A 22323-nucleotide genomic window follows, 5' to 3' on the forward strand; every position below is an offset into this window, starting at 1 on the left:
GTGTTCTCCGTCATCATAGTGTTTCTTCTGTACCCAGCACGAGCGTTGCCTGACTCGACAATTCGCCGCCGTTGCCGTGGGCAAGTGCGAGTTTTGCGTTGGCGATCTGGCGTTCTCCGGCTGTGCCGGCAAGTTGTTGTGCCGCTTCGACCATGGTGAACAGGCCATACATGCCCGGGTGTACACACGAAAGGCCACCACCATTGGTGTTGACCGGCAACTCGCCACCCGGCGCGATTCGCCCGTTTTCGACGAAGGCGCCGCCTTCCCCCTTCTTGCAAAAGCCCAGATCTTCGAGGAACAAGATGGTGTTGATTGTGAAGGCGTCGTACAGCTCGACGACATCGATGTCAGCCGGCTTCACGCCCGCATGCGCCATCGCTCTTGGGCCGCTTAGCGAAGCGGCCGTTACGGTGAGGTCGGGCATGCTGGTGATGTCCTTGTGCCACGTCGCGGCTGCTCCGCCGAGCAGATATGCCGGTCGCACAGTGAGATCCTTTGCTCGATCTGCGCGGACCATTACGACAGCGGCGGCACCATCCGTGACGAGGCAGCAGTCGCGAACCGATAGCGGGTCTGCCACCATGCGAGCCTGAAGGTAAGCCTCCAGGGTGAGCGGATCGCGCATGAAGGCATCAGGGTTCTTTTGTGCCCATTGACGCGCGGCCACGGCAACCGCGCCGAGCTGCTCGCGCTGGAGCCCATACTGTGCGATATAGCGCGATGCAGCCAGCGCATAGGCGCCTACCGGGCGCGGCAGTTTGTACGGACCTTCATAAGGCGAGGGACGTAGCGAGCTGACCAGTTTGCCCGCTGCAGTCCGCTGATTGCTGCCATAGGCGATCAGCGCAACGTCGCACAGCCCGGCTTCCAGCGCCAGGGCGGCGTGGATGGCATGCGTAAGGAACGCCGAGCCACCGGTGCGATTGTTGTCCGTCAGGCGCGGCGCGATGCCCAGGTACTCAGTAAGGCTCAGGCCCGAAAGGTAATCGTCTGGCAGACCGATAAAGAGACCGTCCACATCGGCAGCGGTCAGGCCTATAGCCTGCAGCGCGCGCAAGCTGGCCGTCGCGGCGAGCTCGAGCGAGGAGTACCCCGGTGCCTCGCCTATACCGTAGGTGGCCGAGGAGACGATGGCGGCTTTGCCCCGGGGAAACCGTTCTTGGGTCATTTCGCTTCCCTCGTTACTGGGTCGAACACCACCAGCGGCTGCCCGTCGTCATCGTGCGAAATGCGAGCTTGCACAGGCATGCCTACGGTCACGATGCGCGGATCGATATTTTCTACGCGACTCATCATGCGCGGCCCCTCTTCGAGTTGAATGAGGCATACGTTGTACAGTTCCGCAGGGGGCCGCGTGTGAACCACGGTGGTGGCATACACCGTACCGCGACCGCTTGCCTCGACCCATTCCAGATCGCAGGCGCCCGTGCGCGGCGCAGCGACTCGGGGATAGAACACGTACTCGCCGTTGCTGCGCGAACGTTGAATCATGAAGCGGCCACTAGTCAGGTAAGCGAAATATTCCTGCTGGGGGCGTAGACCCTCAAGATGAGCGGCGGCATCTGTCATGGCTTTTCCTGAGGCCACTGAAACAGCGGCGGTTGCTTGTCGAGAAAGCGACGAGTCGCTTCTTTGTGGAAGGCGCTCTCCCGGCAAATTGCCTGTGCCATGGCCTCCTGCCTGTAGATGGTTCCGCGATCGGATTCGAAGGCACGGTTCATCACTGATTTGACGATGCCCAGCGCGCCCATTGGCGCGTGCTCGAAGCGCGCGGCAAGTTCGAGCGCGGCGTTGAGCACAGTGCCTTCCTCGACCACGTGCTGGGCAATGCCTAGCGCCAGTGCTTCATGCGCGTTGACCACGCGCGCTGAAAAGGCGAGCTCCTTGGCGCGAGCGAGGCCCACAGCGCGTGGGAGCAGGTACATACCGCCGAGGTCAGGCGTATATCCGATGCGTGCGAATACGGCGCAGAAGGTCGCCTGAGGGGAGGCCAGAACGAAGTCTGCAGCGAGTGCGATCGATAGGCCGGCACCGTACGCTACACCGTCCACTGCAGCGATGACGGGTTTCTCCAGGTCAACAAGCTCGTCGAACCAGCGATGCATGGCCAGAATGCGGGTGCGGCCCTCGAATACGTCGGTGTTGTCCTGGGAGATGCCGATGGTGCGAATATCGCCACCCGCACAGAAATGTCCCGCGGATCCGGTGAGCACTACTGCGCGAACCGACGCATCGTCGCGAATTAATGGCAGTAGTTCGGCGAACGCCGATCGCATTTCGAGATCGAGCGCGTTGCGCGCGGCAGGCCGGTTCATGGTCAGAATGGCCGTGGAATTATCGCGGGACAGATCGAGGACAGACATGGTTCTCTCCGAGTGTGAGACTCAGTAGCGCATTTGCATAAGCCATTCGGCTACCATCACCGGACGTTCGGTGCCATCGGCGTGCACCGTGACCTGCCACATGCAACGCACTTCGTCCTCCCGCAGTTCATCGACGCGTGCGAGCTGGAAACTCCCGATGAGGGCCGAGCCGCTTGGGACAGGCGAGATAAAGCGAACTTTGTCGAAACCATAGTTCAGTGAGATTTTCCGGCCTGGAAACTCAAAAATCTGGTTGTACCAGGCGGTGATGAGCGATAGGGTCAACAGGCCATGTGCGATGGTGGTCCCGAACGGCGACTCGGAGGCTGCACGTTCCGTGTCGACATGGATCCATTGCCGATCACGTGTGATTTCCGCGAACGTATCGATCGTCGCCTGGTCGACGCGGATCGGCGCGGCTGTGATCGCGGGCTCACCGACATAGGCCTTCAGCGCATCAATTGAATTGAATTCTTTTTTCGTAAGCATGGGGCACGAAAAATTATTGAAATCGGAAATAACGGGCATCTGTTGCTCAAATCACTCCCTTTCTGCGAAGATTCTCAATCTTTTCGGCTGTAAGGTTTAGCGCTTCCGTCAATACGGCCTCTGTGTGTTCTCCCAACAATGGGGCCGACCGGGTGTACTGCAGTGGTGTCTCTGAAAAGCGGATCGGATTTGCTACTGTGGGTGCTTGCACGCCGGCGCTATGCGGCAGAGACAATTGCATATTGCGATGCTGGATCTGCGGATCCTCGAAAACCTGCTGTAGGTTGTAGATGGGACCGCATGGGACGTTGGCTGCTTCCATCAACTCTATCCAATCACTCATCGTGCGCGTGAGCATGGTGGGTGCGATCTGGCTGATCAGCGAGTCACGGTTGCGGTTGCGCTGGCCTGGTGTGGCGTACCGCTCGTCTGCCGCGAGATCCTCGCGACCAATCACCTTGCAGAAAGCTCGGTATTGGCTGTCGTTACCCACGGCCACAATCACGTCGCCTTCCTTGCAACGGAACACTTGATAGGGAACCATGTTCGAATGAGCATTGCCCATTCGCCGGGGGATATTGCCGGACAGGAAGTAGTTAATCGCCTGATACGAGCTGAGCGCGACAACACAATCGAGCAACGACATATCAACGTACTGCCCTTGTCCGCTCAGGTTCCTGTGCTCCAGCGCTGCCAGAATCGCCGTCGTGGCATACATGCCAGTGAGTAGGTCGCTGATAGCAACACCTACTTTCATCGGCTCGTCGCCGGGGGAACCTTCCCGCTGGCCGGTGATGCTCATGAGCCCCCCCATGCCCTGGAACACGAAGTCGTAGCCAGGCAGCGCGGCGTAGGGGCCGCTTTGCCCGAAGCCGGTGATGGAGCAGTAGACAAGGCGAGGGTTCAGCGCTTTAAGGCTGCTGTAGTCGAGACCATATCGCGCTAGCGTACCGACCTTGTAGTTCTCTACTATGACGTCGGCCGTCCTGGCCAACTCACGGATCAACGCTTGTCCTTCGGGGTGCGCGAGGTCTACGGTAATAGACTTTTTCCCCCGGTTTGCCGCGAGAAAGTAAGAGGAGTCAGTTGTCTCGCAACCTGATTCGTTCTTCAGAAAAGGGGGGCCCCAGGCACGCGTGTCATCTCCTGTTCCAGGTCGCTCGACCTTGATGACCTCTGCCCCCATGTCTGCGAGGTTTTGTGTAGCCCACGGACCGGCGAGGATACGGGTCAGGTCCAGCACCCTAAGATGCCCAAGGGTCGTATTCATGACTGCGTGATCTCCTTTAGTCGTTCTGTCGCGCAGCTTATGAGCCTATGGTCGCTTACGTCCAATATTAGTTTTAAGAAATCCGATACTGTTTGAGTATCAGTGCGCATGTACGTTACTCTTTGCATCCCCTGTCTTGCAGGCAAATGACGGATATGAACGACTTCCTTTCGTATGAACAGCGGGACCATATAGTCACACTGACGATGAACGATGCACGGCGGCGCAATCCGCTGACGGGTAATACGGCAGTGGACGAGTTCCTGAATGCGATAGCGCGAATTCAGGCCGACGCGAGCGTGCGTGCGGTAATTCTCACTGGTGCTGACCCGGCGTTTTCGGCTGGTGGGGATATCCGGGTCATGCAAGAGCAAGCTGCTCCGGAAGTGGCGCCTGCGCGTATTCGCGAGGACTATCGCGGCGGCATTCAGCGCTTGCCGCTTGCGCTGTTCAATCTCGAGGTGCCGGTTATCGCTGCGGTTAATGGTCCGGCCATCGGCGCAGGTCTCGACCTGGCTTGCATGTGCGACCTGAGGATTGCCTCTGAGAAGGCAAGGTTTGCCGAGAGTTTTGTCAAGCTGGGGATCATTCCCGGTGACGGCGGCGCGTGGTTGCTGCCGAAAGTCATCGGATTGGCGCGCGCTGCCGAACTCACCTTCACTGCGGATCTGATCGATGCCGATCGCGCCCTGGAGTGGGGGCTTGTATCTCGAGTCGTTCCGCACGAGCAATTGATGGATACCGCACGAGGACTGGCTGCGCGCATCGCAGTGCATCCGCCGCAAGCCATGCGCATGACCAAAAAGCTCATGCGTGAGGGCATGCATACGCGTCTGGACACGCTCCTGGAGATGTCGGCAGCGTTTCAGGCGTTAGCCCACAAGACCGCCGAACATGCGGAGGCCGTTGACGCCTTTCTTGAAAAGCGTACGCCGCGCTTTCTGGACTGAGGTGGGCGGCATGACATCGACATACGACACATCCGCGTTCCAGGCGCACGAGGAGGAGCCATCCGGTGGCCCCATGCTGGACTTGCGCCGTGTGCGCCAATTTATCGTTTTGGCGGAGACGTTGAATTTCCGTCGTGCCGCCGAACGATTACATATGGCTCAGCCACCGCTCTCGGTGTCAATCCAGAAATTGGAGGCGGATCTCGGGATTCGTCTGTTTGAACGAGGGGGCGCAGGCGGTGTTTCGCTAACGTCCGGCGGTAAGGCAGTGCTGGCAGAGGCGCGCAGACTGCTGTTTCACAATGGGCAGCTGCTGGCTGCGGCCCGCGCAGCCGAGGCAGGCACCGGCGGAGCACTGCGCGTTGGTTTCGTAGGCTCGACGACGCACGGCGTTCTGCAAAGAGTCGTGAGACTCTTTCGTGCTGAGTATCCTTGCGTGGAGCTTGTACTCAAGGAAGCGACCTCGATTCGCATTGTCGAGTTCATCGATTCCGGTGAACTCGATATCGGGCTGGTGCGAACGCCGTTGTTGACGCCGACACAGGCGCGTCTCATACCGCTGATGGCTGAACCCTTCATTGCGGCCCTGCCGCCAGGTAATGCACTGACACGCAAACCGGAGTTGCATCTGGCTGACCTTGCGGGAGAGTCCTTCGTGCTCTACACGCGTGAAGATGCCTCCGGTCTTCAGGCGATGGCGATGCTCGCTTGCCAGCATGCGGGTTTCCTACCCCGGATAACGCAGGAGGCGACTCAAGTACAGACGGTGCTTTCGCTAGTGGAAAGCGGCTTGGGCGTCGCATTGGTGCCTTCGGTTATGCAAAACGCTGTTGGCCAGCGCGTGGTGTATAGGCCCATCGTTGACCTATCACCGGCAGCTGAGATCGGGCTCGCATTGGTGCAACCCGAAGTGTCCAATCCGGCGGCCGAACGCTTTTCCGAAGTTGCCGTGCGCTCATTCAAATCGGTGGCGTGACTGTATCGAGTATTGTCACGCCTCCTGCCTGTCTCAATTCGGCGATGTTGCCGCTAACGACGTCGCTGAGGGGCCAGAATGTCGAATTCTGCTGTGTCGGCACTCGCTGCGATGGGGATGCTGCGATGGGGACTACCCCATCAAACAATCCCGGTCGTGTAATAAACCGCGATCACGAAGAACACCGCCAGCGTCTTGATGATCGTGACGGCGAAGATGTCGCGATACGACTCGCGGTGCGTGAGACCCGTCACCGCAAGCAGCGTAATCACGGCGCCGTTGTGCGGCAGCGTGTCCATGCCGCCGCTCGCCATCGCGACCACACGGTGCAGCACTTCGAGCGGAATGTGCGCCGCCTGCGCGCTCTTGATGAAGACGTCTGACATGGCGGCGAGCGCGATGCTCATGCCGCCCGAGGCCGACCCCGTGATGCCCGCGAGCGAGCTCACCGAAACGGCGGCATTGACGAGCGGGTTCGGGATGCTCTTGAGCGCATCGCCGACCACGATGAAGCCCGGCAGCGCGGCGATCACGCCGCCGAAGCCATACTCCGATGCCGTGTTCATCGAGGCGAGCAGCGCGCCGGCCACGGCCGTCTTCGTGCCGGTTGCAAAACGCGACTTCACGCGGCCGAAAGCCGTCAGGACCACGAGCACGATACCGAGCAGCAGCGCGCCTTCGACGGACCAGATCGCCACGACCTGCTTGACAGTGGTGGTAACGGGCGCGTGAATGCCGGGCAGCACGTCGGGCGCGACGGTGAAGCTGTCGCCGTACCACTGCGGGATGAATTTCGTGAGGAAGAAGTTCGCCACGCCCACCAGCACGAGCGGCGCGATCGCGAGCAGCGGATGCGGCAGGTTCGCCGTTTCCACGCGCTCCGGTTCGTTCACGAGCGAGGTGCCATAGCCTTCGCCCTTTGCCATGGCGCTGCGGCGGCGCCATTCGAGGTACGAAAGACCGACCACGATGATGAAGAGCGAGCCGATCGTGCCGAGCGCGGGCGCGGCCCATGCCGTCGTCTTGAAGAACGTGGTGGGGATGATGTTCTGGATCTGTGGAGTGCCGGGCAGCGAGTCCATCGTGAACGAGAACGCGCCGAGCGCGATGGCACCGGGCATCAGCCGCTTCGGAATGTTGCTCTGGCGATAGAGTTCGGCGGCGAACGGATAAACCGCGAACACCACGACGAAGAGCGACACGCCGCCATAAGTGAGCAGGGCACACACGGCGACGATCACCGCGTTGGCGCGCGAGCGGCCGATATAGCGGATTGCGGCGGCCACGATCGCCTCCGAGAAGCCGGAGAGCTCGATCACCTTGCCGAACACGGCGCCCAGCAGAAAGACCGGGAAGTAGAGCTTCACGAAGCCCACCATCTTCTCCATGAAGATGCCGGAGAAGACCGGCGCGACGGCGGCCGGATCGGTGAGCAGCACCGCGGCGAGCGCGGCGACGGGGGCGAACAGGATCACGCTGTAGCCGCGATACGCGGCGAGCATGAGAAACGCCAGGGCGGCAAGGACGATAACGAACGACAATTGAGTCTCCAGCGAATGTAGTTGTGGTGCGGCGCAACGATGGTGCGCTGCGGCGATTCTACAGAAACATCGGGGGTTTGCCCTTCGCGCGGTCTGGACCTATCCTGGTGCATGAGCGCGCGGCGTGAACGGCGCGCAAAGGAGGTTGGGATGATCCGATTCGGGACTACGTGGACTGCGTTAGGCGAACTCAGGCGCAGGGCGGGCGGCGCCGCGCTTGCCGTAGGTCGCGCCCTCGTCGCCCTCATGGCCTTTGCTTTCCTTGACCTTGCACTGTCCGCGCAGGGACAAACCCAGGTCCAGGCTCAGTCTGCCTCCGACGCTACCGCCGCACCCCGCAAGAACTGGTACAACGATCCGTTCTTCGCTCTCTCGGACGCGGTGAGCGCCTGCCCGCTGCCGCTCGGTCCGCTCATGACCCAGGCCGAGGCCGAAGACGACGCGCACTATCGCGTCGAGCGCGGCACGACCTGCTGGCTGGCCCACAAGTGCACGAAGCCGAACTCGTATCTCTACGATGCGGACATTGCCGCCGCGATCCGGCAGCAGTTGCAGGGCGAATCGATGCTTGCCGGCACGAGTGTCTGGATCACGGTGCAACGGCGCTTTGTCTATGCGGAGGGTTGTGTGGGCGCAGCGTTCGACCGCGACGCACTCGAGCGGCGCCTCGCCGCGATTCCCGATGTCGAGCAGGTGTTCGTGCGCGTGACTTCGGACCCGCACGGGACGCTGCCTTACAAGACGCTCGCCCGGCCCGATTGAGCGCAACTGCGGGTCAAGGCGCTACAAAGTGCTACGAAGTGGCTACAAAGCGGCTCGAAGCGGTGCAGCGCGCTAGCCATGCCGCGCAGCGTCCGCGCGGCATGGCACAATCGCATCGTCGAAAAACTAGAAAACCCGTCGGGGTATGCCATGACACGTCCTGGTTCGTCGTTGTTGTCCGTTCTTCGCAGGTTGCCCCTCGCGGCGGGTGCCTGCACGTTGCTCGCGGCGCTCTCCGCGTGCAGCAGCAGTCCGCCGCTGTTCCTCTCCGATGGCCGTCCGACCGTCCAGGTGCAATGTTCGGCCGCGGGCGACCGCGACTCGTGCGCGCAGCAGGCCCGCGCGCGCTGCGGCGGCGCGTACGACACCGTCAATACGTCGACGGACGGCACCAATTACAACCTCGTCTTCGCCTGCCAGGCCAGGCAGTAACGGCAACGGCCTGGGCAACGGCCTCTTCACCGGCTTGCCGGCGCCCGGCTAGCCGCCTTCGGTGCGCCGCGCCGGCAAATGCAGCAGGAGGCGCAGCAGATCGGGCTGGCGGCGCGTTGCTGTCTTCTGGAATACCGACTGCATCTGCTTGCGCACCGTGTCGTGCTGAACGCCCACGCGCGCGGCGATTTCCTTCTGCGTGAGGCCGATGGCGAGCAGATGGGCGATGCGGCATTCGGCAGGCGTCAGGTCGAAGGTGGCGGCCAGCACCTGTTCGTCCACGGGCGGCGCCGAGCGAGGGTGGTAGAACGTGAGCGCCGCAATGGCGCGCAGATCGTCGGGCAGCGTTTCGCCGGGCGTGAGCACGTTATAGAACGCATAGAGCACTTCGGGACCGCTCGCCACGGTGAACGTGTCTTCGTGTTCGTCCGCTTCTTGCGCGACGATGCGGATCGCGCGGAACCGGGCCGCTGCCGCCCGCGCGCCGCTCGTGCGGGCCCGCAGCCGCGCCTCGCTCACCGCAATGTCCTCCAGCAACCGTGCCTGATGCGGTGCCCCGAGCGCCAGCCGGCGCGCACGCACGCGCACGAGCGAGGTCGCGCGCAGCAACCGTAGCGCCGGCTCGTTGCTGTGCAGGACTTCGCCGTTTGCGTTGACGAGCATCGCGGGCGGCGCGGCCCGATGCGCGAGCGTGGACGCGTTCAGTGCGTAGCGCTGCGCCTGCAGGCTCGCCACGCGTGCAAGGTGGGCAACGAGGCGCTCGAGCAGTGCGCGCGCGCCGGCGGGCAGAGGACCTTGCTCCGCATCGCGACGGCAGGCCAGCAGGATGGTCAGCGTAGCGTTGTCGATCAGTTTGCAGACCGATACATGACGATGTCCGGCGGCGAGCGCCTGCGGCTCGAATACGGGCTGCCCCTCGGCGGCTGCGGCGCCTTCGGTGTCGCTGAAATGCAACCATCGGGCACGCGGAAACGATCGCAGCCATTCGAGGCGCGGATCGTCGTAATAGATCGGCCGGAGCCATTCCAGCGGCTCGATCTGCGCCATTCGAAACCCCGAGCCGTAAGAATAGAGATTGCGTTGACGATCGAATGCGCAAATATGGACTGCCGCTGCGCCGGTGGAATTCTGCAGTAGTCCGCAAAAATCCCTCCACGCCTCGGAATGATCGATCGCTTCGTAAATGGCATGCAGCAAGCCGTCATATTGTGATTCGTTCGATTCCACTGCGTTCTCATTGCTCGAGGCTTACACCGCCCGTTTGCCGAAAAATGCACGGCGCATATTTTTTCCACAATTGAGGAATATACAGGCGTTTTAACCGCCGTTAATCTTCGTCCGGTTCGCCGCTATTGTGCCTTCAGGGTGACGCAGGCGCCGCAGGGCTTCTGTACGGCAGGCAACGGAAGCCAGGCGGCTCGAACTTTATTCTTGATGCGGTGATGAATCCACTTGTCGCTTGCGCGGCTATTCATCGACAAACGACATACGGGAAATGAAGGAGATATTCGGGATCCGGCGATAAAGAAAAAATTGCACAGAAATACAGGCTGGCGCGTTTTGAATAAGATCGTTTTTACCGGGGGTAACAGTGAATCACCATCAACTCGAAAAGGATATTGAGCATCTTGAGCATGTGATTGCGAGAATTTCCGGTGAGGATCGCATTCCGCTTTCTTATTGGCGTGGCCGTCTCAACAGGGTATCGAATGCGAATCTGGTGCCCGCGCAGGCACAGCGCGTACGACGGTTGAACGAAGCGCTTAGCGCACTCGAGGATCGCGCTCGGGAAAGTTTGCGCGGCCAGGCGGGGAGATAGCGCAAACATCGGGCATATTTCGTAAAAAAAAATTGCAATCCGGCACTCTTTGGTCCCAGAGCAGTCACAATAGCGTGTTGACTGAACTGGAGAAGATCTTTTATGCCGAGCTACAAACAATTGACCGCACAACTGGAAAAGCTGCACAAGGACGTTGCTGCGGCTCGCGAAAAAGAAGTTGCGCAGGCTATTGCCGACATCAAGGCGAAAATTGCCGAGTATGAAATTACGGCGGAAGAACTCGGCTTCTCCACTCGCGGCGGCGCGCCGAAGAAGAAGCCGCTTCCGGCCCGCTACCAGAATCCGAAGACGGGCGAAACGTGGAGCGGCCGTGGCCGCGCACCGGCCTGGCTGGCGGGCAAGAACCGCGACCGCTTCCTGATTCAGGAATAAGCGCGACGCGGTTTCCGGTAGTCCCGTAAAAGCTCACCCGGCGCGGCGTGCGCTAAGCTACGCCGCGCCCGCATCCGGTGGGCATGCGCTCCCCGCCAGATTTGCCCTCCGGCCCTTGCACGCCGCCACGCCATTCGTCTGACATGGCGTTTCCCGTCGATTTCCCCTCCCGTAAAGACTCACCGCTGCGGTACGGCACGCGCTCGCACAGCCCCGCTGCGCAAGGCATGTAGCCACGCTATCCATACGCGCGTATCGAACTTTTCGTCGCGTGCTGCAATGCCGTGTATCATTCGTCCCCGACGCCGTTTTATACCGGCGTTGCCCCTGAATTCCGGACCGGTCGTGCGATTTGCCGCGACGCCGCGTGCTCCCGCGCCCATGCGCCGGCGCCGGTGTGATCCGGATCCCGGGCCCGGGCGGCCGCCCACGTCGCCGCCCTTGCCGCAACCCGAGGACCTTTCCGGCCCGGTTGCCCGAATTCCCTCTGTGATACCCAACCCGATGTCAGTTGCCGAACTCAAACGCCGCCGCACCTTCGCGGTCATTTCTCACCCGGACGCGGGCAAGACCACGCTGACCGAAAAGCTGCTGCTGTTCTCGGGCGCGATCCAGATCGCCGGTACCGTGAAGGGCAAGAAGAGCGGCCGCTTCGCGACCTCCGACTGGATGGAGATCGAAAAGCAGCGCGGCATTTCGGTCGCGAGCTCGGTCATGCAGTTCGAGTACGGCGACGCCGTGATCAATCTGCTCGACACCCCGGGCCACGAGGACTTCTCGGAAGATACCTACCGCGTGCTCACGGCGGTCGATGCCGCGGTGATGGTGATCGACGGTGCGAACGGTGTGGAAGCGCAAACGCTCAAGCTGCTCGAAGTCTGCCGCAGCCGCAAGACGCCGATCCTCACGTTCATCAACAAGCTCGACCGCGAAGTGCGCGAGCCGCTCGACCTGCTCGACGAAATCGAACAGCATCTCGGCGTGGCCGCGGTGCCGTTCACCTGGCCCATCGGCATGGGCAAGGAGTTTCAGGGCGTCTACGACATCCAGCGCGACCAGGTGCGCGTGTTCCGCGCGGGCGAGCAATCGCTCGGCGGCGCAGTGGAAACGCTGCAGAACATTAGCGATGCAGATGGCGAAGCGCGCTTCGGCTATCACTGGAAGCGCACGAAGGAAGAAGTTGAGCTGATTACGGGCGCGACGCCCGAGTTCGACCGCGATGCGTTCCTGGCCGGCGAGCAGTCGCCGGTGCTGTTCGGCTCGGCGATCAACAACTTCGGTGTGAAGGAAATTCTCGACGCGCTCGTCGATCTCGCGCCGCCGCCGTCGCCTCGCATGACGGTGCAGCGCCCGGTCTCGCCGGAGGAGCCGAAGTTCACGGGCGTGGTGTTCAAGGTGCAGGCCAACATGGACCTCGCGCACCGCGACCGCGTGGCGTTCATCCGCGTGTGCTCGGGCCGCTTCGAGCGCGGCATGCAGCTGAAGGTCACGCGCAACAACAAGACCTTCCGCGCCAACAACGTGGTGAGCTTCCTCTCGCAGCGCCGCGAGACCGTGGCCGAGGCGTATCCTGGCGATATCATCGGCATTCCTAATCATGGTACGTTGAGCCTCGGCGACACGCTTACCGAAGGCGAGGACCTGCAGTTCACGGGCCTGCCGTTCTTCGCGCCGGAAATCTTCCAGACCATCGAAGTGGTGGACCCCATGCGCGCGAAGCAGCTGGGCGAAGCGCTCAAGCAGCTTGGCGAAGAAGGCGCGATCCAGGTGTTCCGCCCGCTGCATGGCGGCTCGACGATCCTCGGCGCGGTGGGCCAACTGCAGTTCGAAGTGGTGTCGCACCGCCTTTCGGCCGAATACAAGGTCGATGTGCGCATCATGCCCGCGCGCTATCGCCTCTCGCGCTGGGTCACGTGCGACGATCCCAATGAACTGCGCCGCTTCACCGACGCTTACGCGGCCCGCATGGCTTACGACGCGTCGAATGCGCCCACGTATCTCGCGTCGCACGTTTCCGAAATCGAGGTCGCGCAGAAGGCCTGGCCGAAGATCGTGTTCAACGAGTTGCGCGAACATTCGGGGGCGCCGTTTCGCAAGGCGATGTAGGCGTTTTCAGGCTTCGTACTGAACAAGTGGCAGCTATTTCGAGCGGGCGACGCTCGTGGCTGCCACTTCGCGTTTGATGGCCAGAAGAAAGTTTTTCCAGAGTGCAATGCTCTGTGTGATCGACCAGTTGTCTTCCTTGACAGGCCCCCGCAGCAGTGCAAATTCGTCTAGTGCCAGCACCTTGCGTATGGCAGCGGCTTCCCGCTTCCCGATAGCGAAAGGCACCTGGGTACCCGGTCTTTTACGGGGATGCTGCAAAGCCAGTGTCGTATACGGCCCATTGCCGCTCACGCTTTCGGGGATGACGTGATGCACGTAGATCCAGTAAGGATAGGGTCGGCCCGCGGGCAGGCCGGTTTCGTATTTTTCCTTCCACGCCAGCATCCATTGTCCCGGCTTGATGTGGTCGGCATCGCCATGGAGGAAATTCATCCAGTGGCCGTCCTTTCGAATATCGCCGGACTTGAGCGTGGATTCTTCGTTTTCCAGATTCGCTTCGTCGAATTCGATCCCATCGTCGCCGGTGTACCAGACGATATGGAAGAGATCCTCATCGGCCGGATCGAAGTCGAGCAGACTCCGCAGTTTGCCGTCACCTGAAAACAGGCCTTCCGACCGGGCCAGCTTCCAGCTTTCCTTCAACCTCGCGACGGCCTCGATCTTCTCTCCCGTCGTCGCAAACTGCTTGCAGGCATCTTTCCTCAGCGATTCGTAATACTCGTGAAGGTCGCAAACGGCTTTGCATTCGTGCTCCTCGATGAGCACGCAGGCTTCCTTGAGGCCGGTTGCCTCGCCCGATAAGCCGTTCTTTGTCAGATTGCTGCTGCCCACTACCGCCTGGGAATCGGCCAGATAGATCTTCGCGTGCAGTTCGCGCAGGAAATGAACCTTGTCCCAGCTCTTCAAGGCTTTGGCGATTTCTTCAATGGCCCAGGGATTGCTGCCCAGTGTCGGCGAAAGAATGATCTCAGACGGGAGCGGATCGGCCAGAAAGCTTCGCCAGTCTTCGCCCACATAGGCGACGGCGACTTTGGTGGGCTTCGTATCCAGAATGCCTTGTTGAATCTCTTTGCCGGTGAGGATCTTCATTGAGTGGTCAATGGGTTGATTGAAAGAGCGGCGCCGGCATCGGGCAGGTGCGGGCGCCGTTTGGGAAGCGGTCTCGCCACGAATAGTAACGTCGGCCAGGCGCGCCTGCCCGCATCGCAACGCCTTGAGCGAAATCCACACACCCTTTCTCCGCTTGGCCTATCCTGACGCCGTACCGTAGCGGCATCGTCGCCGCTTCCATCCCACCAGTCAGGAGCGAGCGTGACAGTCCGCAATCTCGACGCAATCTTCCAGCCGAAATCGGTCGCCGTGATCGGCGCCTCGCGGCGCGAAGGCAGTATCGGCGAAATGGTGTGGCGGCGCGTGATAGAGGGCGGCTTCGCCGGGCCGCTCTGGGCGATCAATCCGCACCACGCGGGCGAGCCCGAGGGCTTCGACGGGCGCCCGGTGCTGGCGGACGCGGGCGATCTGCCCGAGGCCCCCACGGTGGCGGTGATCTGCACGCGGCCCGCCACCTGGCCCGCGCTCGTGCATCGCCTCGGCGGCATGGGCACGCGCGCGGCGATCCTGATTGGCGAAGCGCGCGACGACGAAGCCCGCGCCGACCTGCGGCATGCGCTCGCCGCCGCGCGCCCGCATCTGCTGCGTCTCGTCGGGCCGGGCAGCGTGGGCGTGCTCACGCCGGCGCTCAATGCGCAACTGGGCGCCGCTTCGTCGGTCGCGCGGCCGGGCGGCGTGGCGTGGGTCTCGCAGTCGAACGCGCTCACCAACGCGGTGCTGCGCTGGGCCGGCGCACGCGGTCTGGGCTTCTCGCACGTGATCGCCTTGGGCGACGAAGCGGATGTCGACGCGGGCGACGTGCTCGACTATCTCGCGAGCGACCCCACCACGCGCGCGATCCTGCTGGAACTCGACACCGTGCGCGCGGCGCGCAAGTTCATGTCGGCCGCGCGCGCGGCGGCGCGCAACAAGCCGGTGCTCGCGCTGCGCAGCGGCCGCGACGATCCCGCAGACGCGCTCTACACGGCCGCATTCCGTCGCGCGGGGATGGTGCGCGTGGATACGCTCGACGACCTGCTCGACGAAATCGAAACGCTCGGCGTGGGGCGCGTGGCGGCGAGCGACACGGCCACGCTCATCACGAGCGACCGCGGCGTGGCGACACTCGCGCGCGACGATTTCAACGAAGCGGGCGACGCGCTCGCGGCGTGGACCGACGAAGCGCGCGCGGCGATCCAGAAAGCGCTGCCGAACGTGCGCGCAGGCAATCCGCTCGTGCTGGGCGAAACGGCGAAACCCGAACACTTCGCGCTCGCGCTGCAGGCGCTCGGGCCGCATCCGAAGACGGGAACCGTCTTCGTCGTGCACGCGCCCACGCACAGCGCGCCGGTGGAAGCCGTGGCGCGCACGCTCATCGAGAATCAGCGTGTGGCGTATCGCGGCATGCTGGCGTGCTTCTTCGGCGGCGTGAGCAACGCGACGCGCGACGCGCTGCACGCACACGGCATTCCCGTGCACACCACGCCGCGGCGTCTGGCGCGCGCGTTCGCGCGTCTCGTCGATTACCGGCTGGGCCGCGAGCTGTTGATGCAGACGCCCGAGGGCACGCCCGCGCAGCAGGCGGACGCGATCGAGGCCGCGCAGGGGCAGGCGCGCGCGGCGCTGGCGGCGGGGCAGAACGTGCTGGAGGGCGAGGCGGCGGCGCAACTGCTGGACCTCTTCGGCTTGCGAACGTGGACGCCGCCTGCCGTCGGGGGCGAGGGCATGCCGCCCGTGGTCGAAGTGACGGTGGAATTCCGCGACGACGAGAACTTCGGCCCGGTCTTCTACTTCGTCGCCCCCTCGCCCGACGGCATTGCGCCGCCCATGCGCGTGTACGGGCTGCCGCCGCTCAATCCCATGCTCGCGCGCGACATCGTCACGCAGTCGCCCTACGCGCCGCGCGTGGATCCCGCGCCCGCGCTCGCGGTGCTGATCGCGCTTTCGCAGATCGTCTGCGACGTGCGCGAGATCGTCGGCATGCATGTGACGCTGCGCGTGCTGCCCGGTCAAACGCTGCTCGCGTCGCCGCGCCTCACGCTCGCGGACAAGCGCAGCCGCTTCGCGATCATGCCGTATCCGCGCCGCCTGGAGGAAACGCTGGACTGGTACGGCGAGCGCCTGACCGTGCGCCCGATCCGCCCCGAGGATGAGGCGCAGCACCGCGCGTTCATCGAATCGATGACACCGGACGATCTGCGTCTGCGGTTCTTTTCGGCGGTGCACAGCTTCGATCACTCGCAGCTCGCGCGCATGACCCAGGTCGATTACGACCGCGAGATGGCGCTCATCGCGACGGTGACCGACGAGCACGGCAATCCCCGCACGCTGGGCGTGGCGCGCGCCGTGGCGGATCCGGACAACGAGACGGCCGAGTTCGCGGTGGCGGTGATGTCGAACCTGAAGGGGAAGGGGCTGGGGCGCCTATTGCTCCAGCGCATCATTGCCTACGCGCGCTCGCGCGGCACGCACTGGCTGCTGGGCGAGGCGCTGCGCGAGAATGCGCCGATGATCGGCCTCGCGCGCGCCTGCGGCTTCACGGTCACGCCAACCGAAGATCCGGGTGTGGTCGGTTTCCGGATGGCGCTGGACTGAAACGAAGAATTGACGAAACAGCGACGAAGAAGCAATGAAAAAGCGGCGCGACGCCCTGCGTCAGGCCGCGAGCTTCGCGACGGCGTCGTCCACCTGGCCGCGCGTGAGCGAGAGTTCTTCGAGCCACGCCTGCGCATACTGTGCGCCGGTTTCCTTTTCGAGCCGCGCGATGGTCGCGGCGCAGCGCGCGGCGTCCTTCGGCGTGGCGATGAAGGTCTTGACCGACTGACCGCCCTGGAAGGCTTCGAAGAGCGGCGCGCGAATCTCTTCGGGCAGCGCGCGGGTCCACTGGTGAGTCTTGCCGTTGAACGTCAGCGAGGGCGGCAGCACCCGCTCCTTTTTCGTGGCCGGAATCAGGCCATAGTTGCGCGCGGCTTCGGCGATCTGCTCCGGCGAGAACAATTCGTCGGGCGTGATCTCGAACTGGGCGATGGCCGTTTCGACGGTTTGCATCGCATCGGCGCGGTCGTCGCGCTTCTTTTGCGCGCGCGCGACGATTTCGCGTAGTTCATCGGCCTCTTCGGCCGTGATCGTGAAGCTTGCCTGCTTCTGCTGAAGTTCGGAAAAGCGCTGGAATTCTTGATCGGTCAGAAGTTTCGCCATGGGATGTGATCGGACGGCCGCCGCATGCCGCGTCGGACCGATTGTTGAGAAGTTGAGCCGGAGTTCGCATAGAGCCGGAGCGAGCGCACGAATGCCCGCGCCGGCCGACAGAGGGCCGCCATTCTAACCGGTTTGCCGCGGATGTCACATCTCGCGCGGGCCCTGCTCGCGGCAGGGCCGCGACGTTTTACGCTTCTTCCTCGCGCATCATCGACAAGGCCTGCACGGTCGCGTGCAGCATCTGGGTCGCTTCCTCCAGCGAAGGCGCTACGTACTCGTCGATCCGCTTGAGGAACGGGCAGGTGAGCGCCGCAATGGCCTGGCCCGAAGGTCCGAGGACCGGAAAAGTCACGTCGGTCACGCCGAAGATCTGCTGACTGTCCTTGCGCGAGAATCCGGCCTCGCGGATCTGCTCGCAGGCTGTTTCGAGCGCCGCGTGGTCGATCGTCACTTCGCCCTTCACCTTCGTGTGCTCCGCGAGCATGTGCTCGCGCTGCTCCAGCGTCTGCCACGCGAGAATCGTGCGGCCCGAACTCGTATCCACGAGCCCGACGCGCGAACCGAGCCGCACGGCGATGCCCCACGTGCCGGGGCCGTCCACCTGCGCGATCACGAGCAGGTTGCCGCGGTCGTACATGGCGAGGTGGCACGACTGCTCGGCCTCGGTGGCGAAGCGCTGCATGAGCGGCAGCGCCTGCACGATCAGGCGTTCCGTGGGCGGATGGCGGTGCGCCAGCGCAAAGAGCTTCAGGCTCAGCGCATAGCGGTCGCCGGCCTCGGAGCGCATCACGTACTGGCGTGCCACCAGCCGCTCCAGCATCCGGTAGATCTCGCTCGCATTGCGCCCGAGCGCCTTGGTGATCTCCGCGCGTGTGAGGCCGCCGCGCTGCTCCGCGAGCAGTTCGAGGATGTCGAGACCTTTGTCGAGCGCAGGCGCGCGATAGCGGTCGCCGTCGTCTTTCTCGTCCCTGTCTTCCCTGTCGTCCGGTTCCGGGTTCTTCAGCTGGGTCACCATCCGGCCCTCTTCATGTTGTCCTCATTGGATTATCCGGGTCTGCGCGTGCTGCGCAGGAGAGTCCCCAGGGAAAGCACGGGGTCTTGCTGCACTGCACATTTCTTGACCTCTTGGCATTCGTATATGAATAATACGTTCACTGGTGAATAGATATGTCACAGCCAGGCCGGATTCACAACGACAGAAATAGGAGACAGACATGGTGTTCGCATTCGGGCCCGTGAAGGCCCGCCGTTTCACTCGCAGCCTGATGCGCCGTTCCGTTGAATCCCGCCGGGCTCATGCGCTCACGCGCGCCGCGAGGGCACTGCGCATCGCCGCGGCCTGCGGCGCGGCGCTGGCCGCTTCGGCCGCCTTCGGTCCCGCCCACGCCGCCGGGGAGGGCAAGGTCGGTCTTGGCCTGCCGCTCCTCACCTCGCCGTTCTGGCAGTCGTACAACAACTACCTGACGGTGTACGCGAAGCAGATGGGCATCGACATCCTCGCGCCCGTCAATTCGAACAACGATCCCGCGCAACAGATCACCGACATGAACAACATGGTGAATCTGGGCGCGAAGGGCATCGTGGTCGGTCCGATCGATTCGGCCGCGATCAGCCGTGCGCTCGTCAACGCTGCGCAGAAGGACGTCCAGGTGGTGGCCGTGGACGTGGCGCCGACCCAGGGCAAGGTCGCGATGGTGGTGCGCGCCGACAATCACGCCTATGGCGCGAAGGCCTGCGAGTACATCGGCCAGCACGTGAAGTCGGGTAAGGTCGTGCAGATCATGGGCGATCTGGCTTCGGTGAACGGGCGCGACCGCTCGGAAGCGTTCCGCGCGTGCCTCAAGCAGTACCCCAATCTCTCGCTGCTCGAGATTCCGGCCGCCTGGAAGGGCGACGTGGCGGCGAGCGCGCTGGACAGCCTGCTCACCGCGAACCCGGACGTGAAGGCGATCTACATGCAGGCAGGCGGCGTTTATCTCTCGCCGACGCTCCAGACCCTGCGCCGCAAGCAGTTGCTGTTCCCGGCGGGCGATCCGAAGCATATCGTGATCGTTTCGAATGACGGTATTCCGCAGGAATACGAAGCGATTCGCAAGGGCGAAATCGACGCCACGATTTCGCAGCCCGCCGATCTCTACGCGAAGTACGGCCTTTACTACATTCAGGCCGCGCTCGCGGGCAAGACCTTCAAGCCGGGCAAGACCGATCACGACAGCACGATCGTCCAGCTGCAATCGGGCGTGCTCGAAGACCAACTGCCGGCGCCGCTCGTGACGAAGCAGAACGTGGACGACAAGAACCTGTGGGGTAACACGGTCAAATGAGCGTTCAAGCGAGCGTTGAGGCGAGCGACACGATGAATGCGCAAACGGGCGGTGCGGTGCCCGTCGTCGAGGCGACGGGCGTGACGAAGCGCTACGGCTCGACGGCGGCGCTGGCCGGCGTGAGCCTGCGCGTGATGCCGGGCGAGTCGCATGCGCTGGTGGGCCGCAACGGCGCCGGCAAGTCGACGCTCGTTTCCATTCTCACGGGGCTGCGCAAACCCGACGAGGGCGTGGTGCGTTTTGCCGGCGAGAACGCACCCGCGCTCGCGGATCGCGATGCGTGGCGCGAGCGTGTGGCCTGCGTCTATCAGCATTCGACGATCATCCGCGAGCTCACGGTTGCCGAGAACCTCTTCATCAACCGTCAGCCGCTGAAACGCGGTGCGATCGACTGGCGGGCCATGCGGCGCGATGCGCGTGCGTTGCTCGACCACTGGCGCATCGACGTGCGCGAGGACGCGCGCGCGGGCGACCTCAGCGTGGAGGCGCGGCAACTCGTGGAGATCGCGCGGGCGCTTTCGTACGGCGCACGCTTCATCATCCTCGACGAACCCACGGCGCAGCTCGACGGCGAGGAGATCAAGCGGCTCTTTCGCCGTATCGACGAGTTGCAGCGCGACGGCGTGACTTTCCTCTTTATCTCGCACCATCTGCAGGAGGTGTACGAGATCTGCCAGGCCGTGACGGTGCTGCGCGATGCGCGGCATATCGTCAGCGCGCCGGTGGCCGAGTTGCCGCGCGAGCGCCTGATCGAAGCGATGACGGGCGAGCGCGGCGGCCTCAATGTGGCCGATGCGGTCAACCGCGCGCCGCTCGCGGAGGACGTGCAGGTCGCGCTGGAAGTGATCGGCATTGCGGGTCGCGATTACCGAGACGTGTCGTTTGCGGTGAAGTGCGGCGAAGTGGTGGGCCTGACCGGTGCGACGAGCAGTGGGCGCACCGGCGTGGGCGAAGCGATTGCGGGGCTCGCCGCGCAGCAAGCGGGCGAGATTCGCGTGAAGGGCGCGGCGCTCAAGCCCGGCGACGTGCCCGCGGCGCTGGCGCACGGCGTGGCCTGCGTGCCGAAGGACCGGCACCACGAGGGCCTCGTGCTCACGCAATCGATTGCCGAAAACGCTTCGATGACCATCGCGGGCCTGCTCGGCCGCTTCGGCATCGCGCCGCCGGCGAAGAAGCGCGCCGTGGGGCAGCGGGCGATCGAGACGCTCGGCATCGTGGCGCAAGGGCCCGAGCACGTGGTTTCCGGGCTCTCGGGCGGCAATCAGCAGAAGGTGGTGATGGCGCGCGCGCTCGCGAGCGATCCGGACGTGCTCGTGCTGATCGACCCCACCGCGGGCGTGGACGTGAAGTCCAAGGAAGCGCTGCTCTCGGTCGTCGATCGCGTGCGCGACGAAGGGAAAGCGGTGCTGGTGGTGTCGAGCGAACTCGACGACCTGCGCACCTGCGACCGCGTGCTCGTGATGTTTCGCGGCGAAATCGTCGCCGGGTTTCCGGCCGGTTGGCAGGACCACGAATTGATTGCATCGATCGAAGGAGTCAGTCTTCATGAAGCCTAGTGTTTCGACGCCCGCGTCGCCCACGTTCGCCGCCTCGGCGGGCGAGGCCGGGGCCGTCGCGTCCGCAAAGAAGCGCGCGAAGCCGCGTATCGAGCTGGCGCGCCTGCGCGATTTCGCGCTGTTGCCGGCGTTGCTGCTGCTGGTGGTGATCGGCGGCTTCGTCAGCCCGAGCTTTCTGACCCGGGCCAATCTCATCAGCGTGCTCGGCGCGTCGGCGGCGCTCGCGCTCGTCGTGCTCGCCGAATCGCTCATCGTGCTGACCGGCAAGTTCGACCTTTCGCTCGAATCGACCGTGGGTATCGCGCCCGCAGTCGGAGCCATGCTCGTCATGCCGGCCGCTTCGGCAGGCTTCGGGCTCGAATGGCCCGCCTTCGTGGGGATCCTCGCGATCCTCCTGGTGGGCGCGCTGATCGGCTTCATCAACGGCTTTCTGGTCGTGCGGCTGCGCCTGAACGCGTTCATCGTCACGCTCGCCATGCTGATCGTGCTGCGCGGCATGCTGGTGGGCGCGACCAAGGGCGGCACGCTGTTCGACATGCCGCCTTCGTTCTTCGCGCTCGCCACTACCATCGTGCTCGGGCTGCCGCTTTCGGTGTGGCTCGCCGCGGCCGCTTTCGCGGTGGCCGCGTTCATGCTGCGCTATCACCGCGTGGGCCGCGCGCTCTATGCGATCGGCGGCAATCTGGATGCGGCGCGTGCCGCGGGTATCCGCGTCGAGCGCATCACGTGGGGCGTGTTCGTGCTGGGCAGCATCCTCGCGGCGGCGGGCGGCCTCATCGTCACGGGCTACGTGGGCGCCATCAACGCGAATCAGGGCAACGGCATGATCTTCACCGTGTTCGCGGCGGCCGTGATCGGCGGCATCTCGCTCGACGGCGGCAAGGGGACCATGCTCGGCGCGCTGCTGGGCGTGCTGCTGCTCGGCGTGGTGCAGAACCTGCTCACGCTCGCCCAGGTGCCCTCGTTCTGGGTTCAGGCGATTTATGGCGCGATCATCCTCGGCTCGCTGATGGTGGCGCGGCTGGCGGGCGGCGAAGCGCAGAACTGACCGG

At 63.6% G+C, this 22323-nt stretch carries 21 protein-coding genes; 11 read left to right on the plus strand and 10 right to left on the minus strand.

Annotated elements, in window-relative coordinates:
• Positions 1–13 precede the first annotated feature (13 nt).
• Genes U5760_RS13640 through U5760_RS13660 form a run of 5 tightly spaced genes read right to left on the minus strand, consistent with a single transcriptional unit; the run spans position 14 to position 4125 of the window.
• Positions 14–1171, minus strand: coding sequence for a thiolase (locus U5760_RS13640; protein WP_322012416.1), 1158 nt, complete (start codon positions 1169–1171; stop codon positions 14–16).
• Positions 1168–1572, minus strand: a complete 405-nt coding sequence (locus tag U5760_RS13645) for a Zn-ribbon domain-containing OB-fold protein (RefSeq protein ID WP_322012417.1) — start codon at positions 1570–1572, stop codon at positions 1168–1170. The genes U5760_RS13640 and U5760_RS13645 overlap by 4 nt, the downstream gene beginning before the upstream one ends.
• Positions 1569–2366 (minus strand): enoyl-CoA hydratase/isomerase family protein, encoded by a 798-nt coding sequence (locus tag U5760_RS13650; RefSeq protein WP_322012419.1) that lies wholly within the window; start codon positions 2364–2366, stop codon positions 1569–1571. The genes U5760_RS13645 and U5760_RS13650 overlap by 4 nt, the downstream gene beginning before the upstream one ends.
• Positions 2367–2387: 21 nt before the next feature.
• Positions 2388–2855: a MaoC family dehydratase gene (locus tag U5760_RS13655; RefSeq protein WP_322012817.1), complete on the minus strand. Its 468-nt coding sequence runs from the start codon at positions 2853–2855 to the stop codon at positions 2388–2390.
• Positions 2856–2901: 46 nt separating this feature from the next.
• Positions 2902–4125 (minus strand): CaiB/BaiF CoA-transferase family protein, encoded by a 1224-nt coding sequence (locus U5760_RS13660; RefSeq protein WP_322012421.1) that lies wholly within the window; start codon positions 4123–4125, stop codon positions 2902–2904.
• A gap of 155 nt (positions 4126–4280) precedes the next feature.
• On the opposite strand from U5760_RS13660, the gene U5760_RS13665 reads away from it, so the two are divergent.
• Together U5760_RS13665 and U5760_RS13670 are read left to right on the plus strand one after the other, a co-directional pair.
• The gene (locus U5760_RS13665; protein ID WP_322012423.1) at positions 4281–5075 is read left to right on the plus strand and encodes a crotonase/enoyl-CoA hydratase family protein; all 795 of its coding nucleotides are present in this window, start codon (positions 4281–4283) and stop codon (positions 5073–5075) included.
• Between the two features lie 73 nt (positions 5076–5148).
• Positions 5149–6051: a LysR family transcriptional regulator gene (locus U5760_RS13670; RefSeq protein WP_322012425.1), complete on the plus strand. Its 903-nt coding sequence runs from the start codon at positions 5149–5151 to the stop codon at positions 6049–6051.
• Between the two features lie 140 nt (positions 6052–6191).
• On the opposite strand, the gene U5760_RS13675 is transcribed toward U5760_RS13670, so the two are convergent.
• Positions 6192–7592, minus strand: coding sequence for a GntP family permease (locus U5760_RS13675; protein ID WP_322012426.1), 1401 nt, complete (start codon positions 7590–7592; stop codon positions 6192–6194).
• A gap of 150 nt (positions 7593–7742) precedes the next feature.
• On the opposite strand from U5760_RS13675, the gene U5760_RS13680 reads away from it, so the two are divergent.
• On the plus strand, positions 7743–8354 hold the full coding sequence (locus U5760_RS13680) for a BON domain-containing protein (RefSeq protein WP_322012427.1): 612 nt from the start codon (positions 7743–7745) through the stop codon (positions 8352–8354).
• Positions 8355–8504: 150 nt separating this feature from the next.
• Positions 8505–8786, plus strand: coding sequence for a hypothetical protein (locus U5760_RS13685; protein ID WP_322012428.1), 282 nt, complete (start codon positions 8505–8507; stop codon positions 8784–8786).
• 48 nt (positions 8787–8834) lie between these two features.
• Here the strand turns inward: U5760_RS13685 and U5760_RS13690 are convergent, their stop codons facing one another.
• The gene (locus U5760_RS13690; RefSeq protein ID WP_322012429.1) at positions 8835–9833 is read right to left on the minus strand and encodes a helix-turn-helix transcriptional regulator; all 999 of its coding nucleotides are present in this window, start codon (positions 9831–9833) and stop codon (positions 8835–8837) included.
• Positions 9834–10377: 544 nt separating this feature from the next.
• Between U5760_RS13690 and U5760_RS13695 the strand changes: the two genes are divergently transcribed.
• The 3 genes from U5760_RS13695 (at position 10378) to U5760_RS13705 (ending at position 13104) form a co-directional block, all read left to right on the plus strand.
• A complete protein-coding gene (locus tag U5760_RS13695) occupies positions 10378–10605 on the plus strand; it encodes a hypothetical protein (protein ID WP_322012430.1) in 228 nt (75 codons plus the stop codon).
• Between the two features lie 102 nt (positions 10606–10707).
• Entirely contained in the window at positions 10708–10998 is a 291-nt protein-coding gene (locus tag U5760_RS13700) for an H-NS histone family protein (protein ID WP_322012431.1), read from the plus strand.
• 504 nt (positions 10999–11502) lie between these two features.
• The gene (locus tag U5760_RS13705) at positions 11503–13104 is read left to right on the plus strand and encodes a peptide chain release factor 3 (RefSeq protein ID WP_322012432.1); all 1602 of its coding nucleotides are present in this window, start codon (positions 11503–11505) and stop codon (positions 13102–13104) included.
• A 33-nt stretch (positions 13105–13137) separates the two neighbouring features.
• Here U5760_RS13705 and U5760_RS13710 read toward each other — a convergent pair whose 3' ends face one another.
• Positions 13138–14334 carry a phospholipase D family protein gene (locus tag U5760_RS13710; protein WP_322012434.1) on the minus strand — a complete coding sequence of 399 codons (1197 nt, stop codon included), beginning with the start codon at positions 14332–14334 and terminating at the stop codon, positions 13138–13140.
• Positions 14335–14415: 81 nt separating this feature from the next.
• On the opposite strand from U5760_RS13710, the gene U5760_RS13715 reads away from it, so the two are divergent.
• The gene (locus U5760_RS13715) at positions 14416–16788 is read left to right on the plus strand and encodes a GNAT family N-acetyltransferase (RefSeq protein WP_322012436.1); all 2373 of its coding nucleotides are present in this window, start codon (positions 14416–14418) and stop codon (positions 16786–16788) included.
• A gap of 60 nt (positions 16789–16848) precedes the next feature.
• Here U5760_RS13715 and U5760_RS13720 read toward each other — a convergent pair whose 3' ends face one another.
• Positions 16849–17391, minus strand: coding sequence for a hypothetical protein (locus tag U5760_RS13720; protein WP_322012437.1), 543 nt, complete (start codon positions 17389–17391; stop codon positions 16849–16851).
• Positions 17392–17578: 187 nt separating this feature from the next.
• Positions 17579–18406 (minus strand): IclR family transcriptional regulator, encoded by an 828-nt coding sequence (locus U5760_RS13725; protein ID WP_322012438.1) that lies wholly within the window; start codon positions 18404–18406, stop codon positions 17579–17581.
• Between the two features lie 199 nt (positions 18407–18605).
• Here U5760_RS13725 and U5760_RS13730 point away from each other — a divergent pair, with 199 nt between their 5' ends.
• The 3 genes from U5760_RS13730 to U5760_RS13740 are packed head-to-tail and all read left to right on the plus strand — an operon-like array spanning position 18606 to position 22319.
• Complete coding sequence (locus U5760_RS13730; RefSeq protein WP_322012439.1) at positions 18606–19715, plus strand: sugar ABC transporter substrate-binding protein; 1110 nt, start codon at positions 18606–18608, stop codon at positions 19713–19715.
• A gap of 32 nt (positions 19716–19747) precedes the next feature.
• Positions 19748–21271: a sugar ABC transporter ATP-binding protein gene (locus U5760_RS13735; RefSeq protein ID WP_322012818.1), complete on the plus strand. Its 1524-nt coding sequence runs from the start codon at positions 19748–19750 to the stop codon at positions 21269–21271.
• Positions 21261–22319, plus strand: a complete 1059-nt coding sequence (locus tag U5760_RS13740; RefSeq protein ID WP_322012440.1) for an ABC transporter permease — start codon at positions 21261–21263, stop codon at positions 22317–22319. Before U5760_RS13735 ends, U5760_RS13740 begins: the two co-directional genes overlap by 11 nt.
• The last annotated feature ends 4 nt before the right edge of the window (positions 22320–22323 follow it).

The sequence above is a fragment of the Paraburkholderia sp. J12 genome (assembly GCF_905220215.1).
Lineage (GTDB): Bacteria > Pseudomonadota > Gammaproteobacteria > Burkholderiales > Burkholderiaceae > Paraburkholderia.

Coding starts and splice junctions, on each gene's coding strand:
- U5760_RS13640 (WP_322012416.1), bottom strand. CDS start 1,171: ATGACCCAAGAACGGTTTCCCCGGGGCAAAGCCGCCATCGTCTCCTCG.
- U5760_RS13645 (WP_322012417.1), bottom strand. CDS start 1,572: ATGACAGATGCCGCCGCTCATCTTGAGGGTCTACGCCCCCAGCAGGAA.
- U5760_RS13650 (WP_322012419.1), bottom strand. CDS start 2,366: ATGTCTGTCCTCGATCTGTCCCGCGATAATTCCACGGCCATTCTGACC.
- U5760_RS13655 (WP_322012817.1), bottom strand. CDS start 2,855: ATGCTTACGAAAAAAGAATTCAATTCAATTGATGCGCTGAAGGCCTAT.
- U5760_RS13660 (WP_322012421.1), bottom strand. CDS start 4,125: ATGAATACGACCCTTGGGCATCTTAGGGTGCTGGACCTGACCCGTATC.
- U5760_RS13665 (WP_322012423.1), top strand. CDS start 4,281: ATGAACGACTTCCTTTCGTATGAACAGCGGGACCATATAGTCACACTG.
- U5760_RS13670 (WP_322012425.1), top strand. CDS start 5,149: ATGCTGGACTTGCGCCGTGTGCGCCAATTTATCGTTTTGGCGGAGACG.
- U5760_RS13680 (WP_322012427.1), top strand. CDS start 7,743: ATGATCCGATTCGGGACTACGTGGACTGCGTTAGGCGAACTCAGGCGC.
- U5760_RS13685 (WP_322012428.1), top strand. CDS start 8,505: ATGACACGTCCTGGTTCGTCGTTGTTGTCCGTTCTTCGCAGGTTGCCC.
- U5760_RS13690 (WP_322012429.1), bottom strand. CDS start 9,833: ATGGCGCAGATCGAGCCGCTGGAATGGCTCCGGCCGATCTATTACGAC.
- U5760_RS13700 (WP_322012431.1), top strand. CDS start 10,708: ATGCCGAGCTACAAACAATTGACCGCACAACTGGAAAAGCTGCACAAG.
- U5760_RS13705 (WP_322012432.1), top strand. CDS start 11,503: ATGTCAGTTGCCGAACTCAAACGCCGCCGCACCTTCGCGGTCATTTCT.
- U5760_RS13720 (WP_322012437.1), bottom strand. CDS start 17,391: ATGGCGAAACTTCTGACCGATCAAGAATTCCAGCGCTTTTCCGAACTT.
- U5760_RS13725 (WP_322012438.1), bottom strand. CDS start 18,406: ATGGTGACCCAGCTGAAGAACCCGGAACCGGACGACAGGGAAGACAGG.
- U5760_RS13730 (WP_322012439.1), top strand. CDS start 18,606: ATGGTGTTCGCATTCGGGCCCGTGAAGGCCCGCCGTTTCACTCGCAGC.
- U5760_RS13735 (WP_322012818.1), top strand. CDS start 19,748: ATGAATGCGCAAACGGGCGGTGCGGTGCCCGTCGTCGAGGCGACGGGC.
- U5760_RS13740 (WP_322012440.1), top strand. CDS start 21,261: ATGAAGCCTAGTGTTTCGACGCCCGCGTCGCCCACGTTCGCCGCCTCG.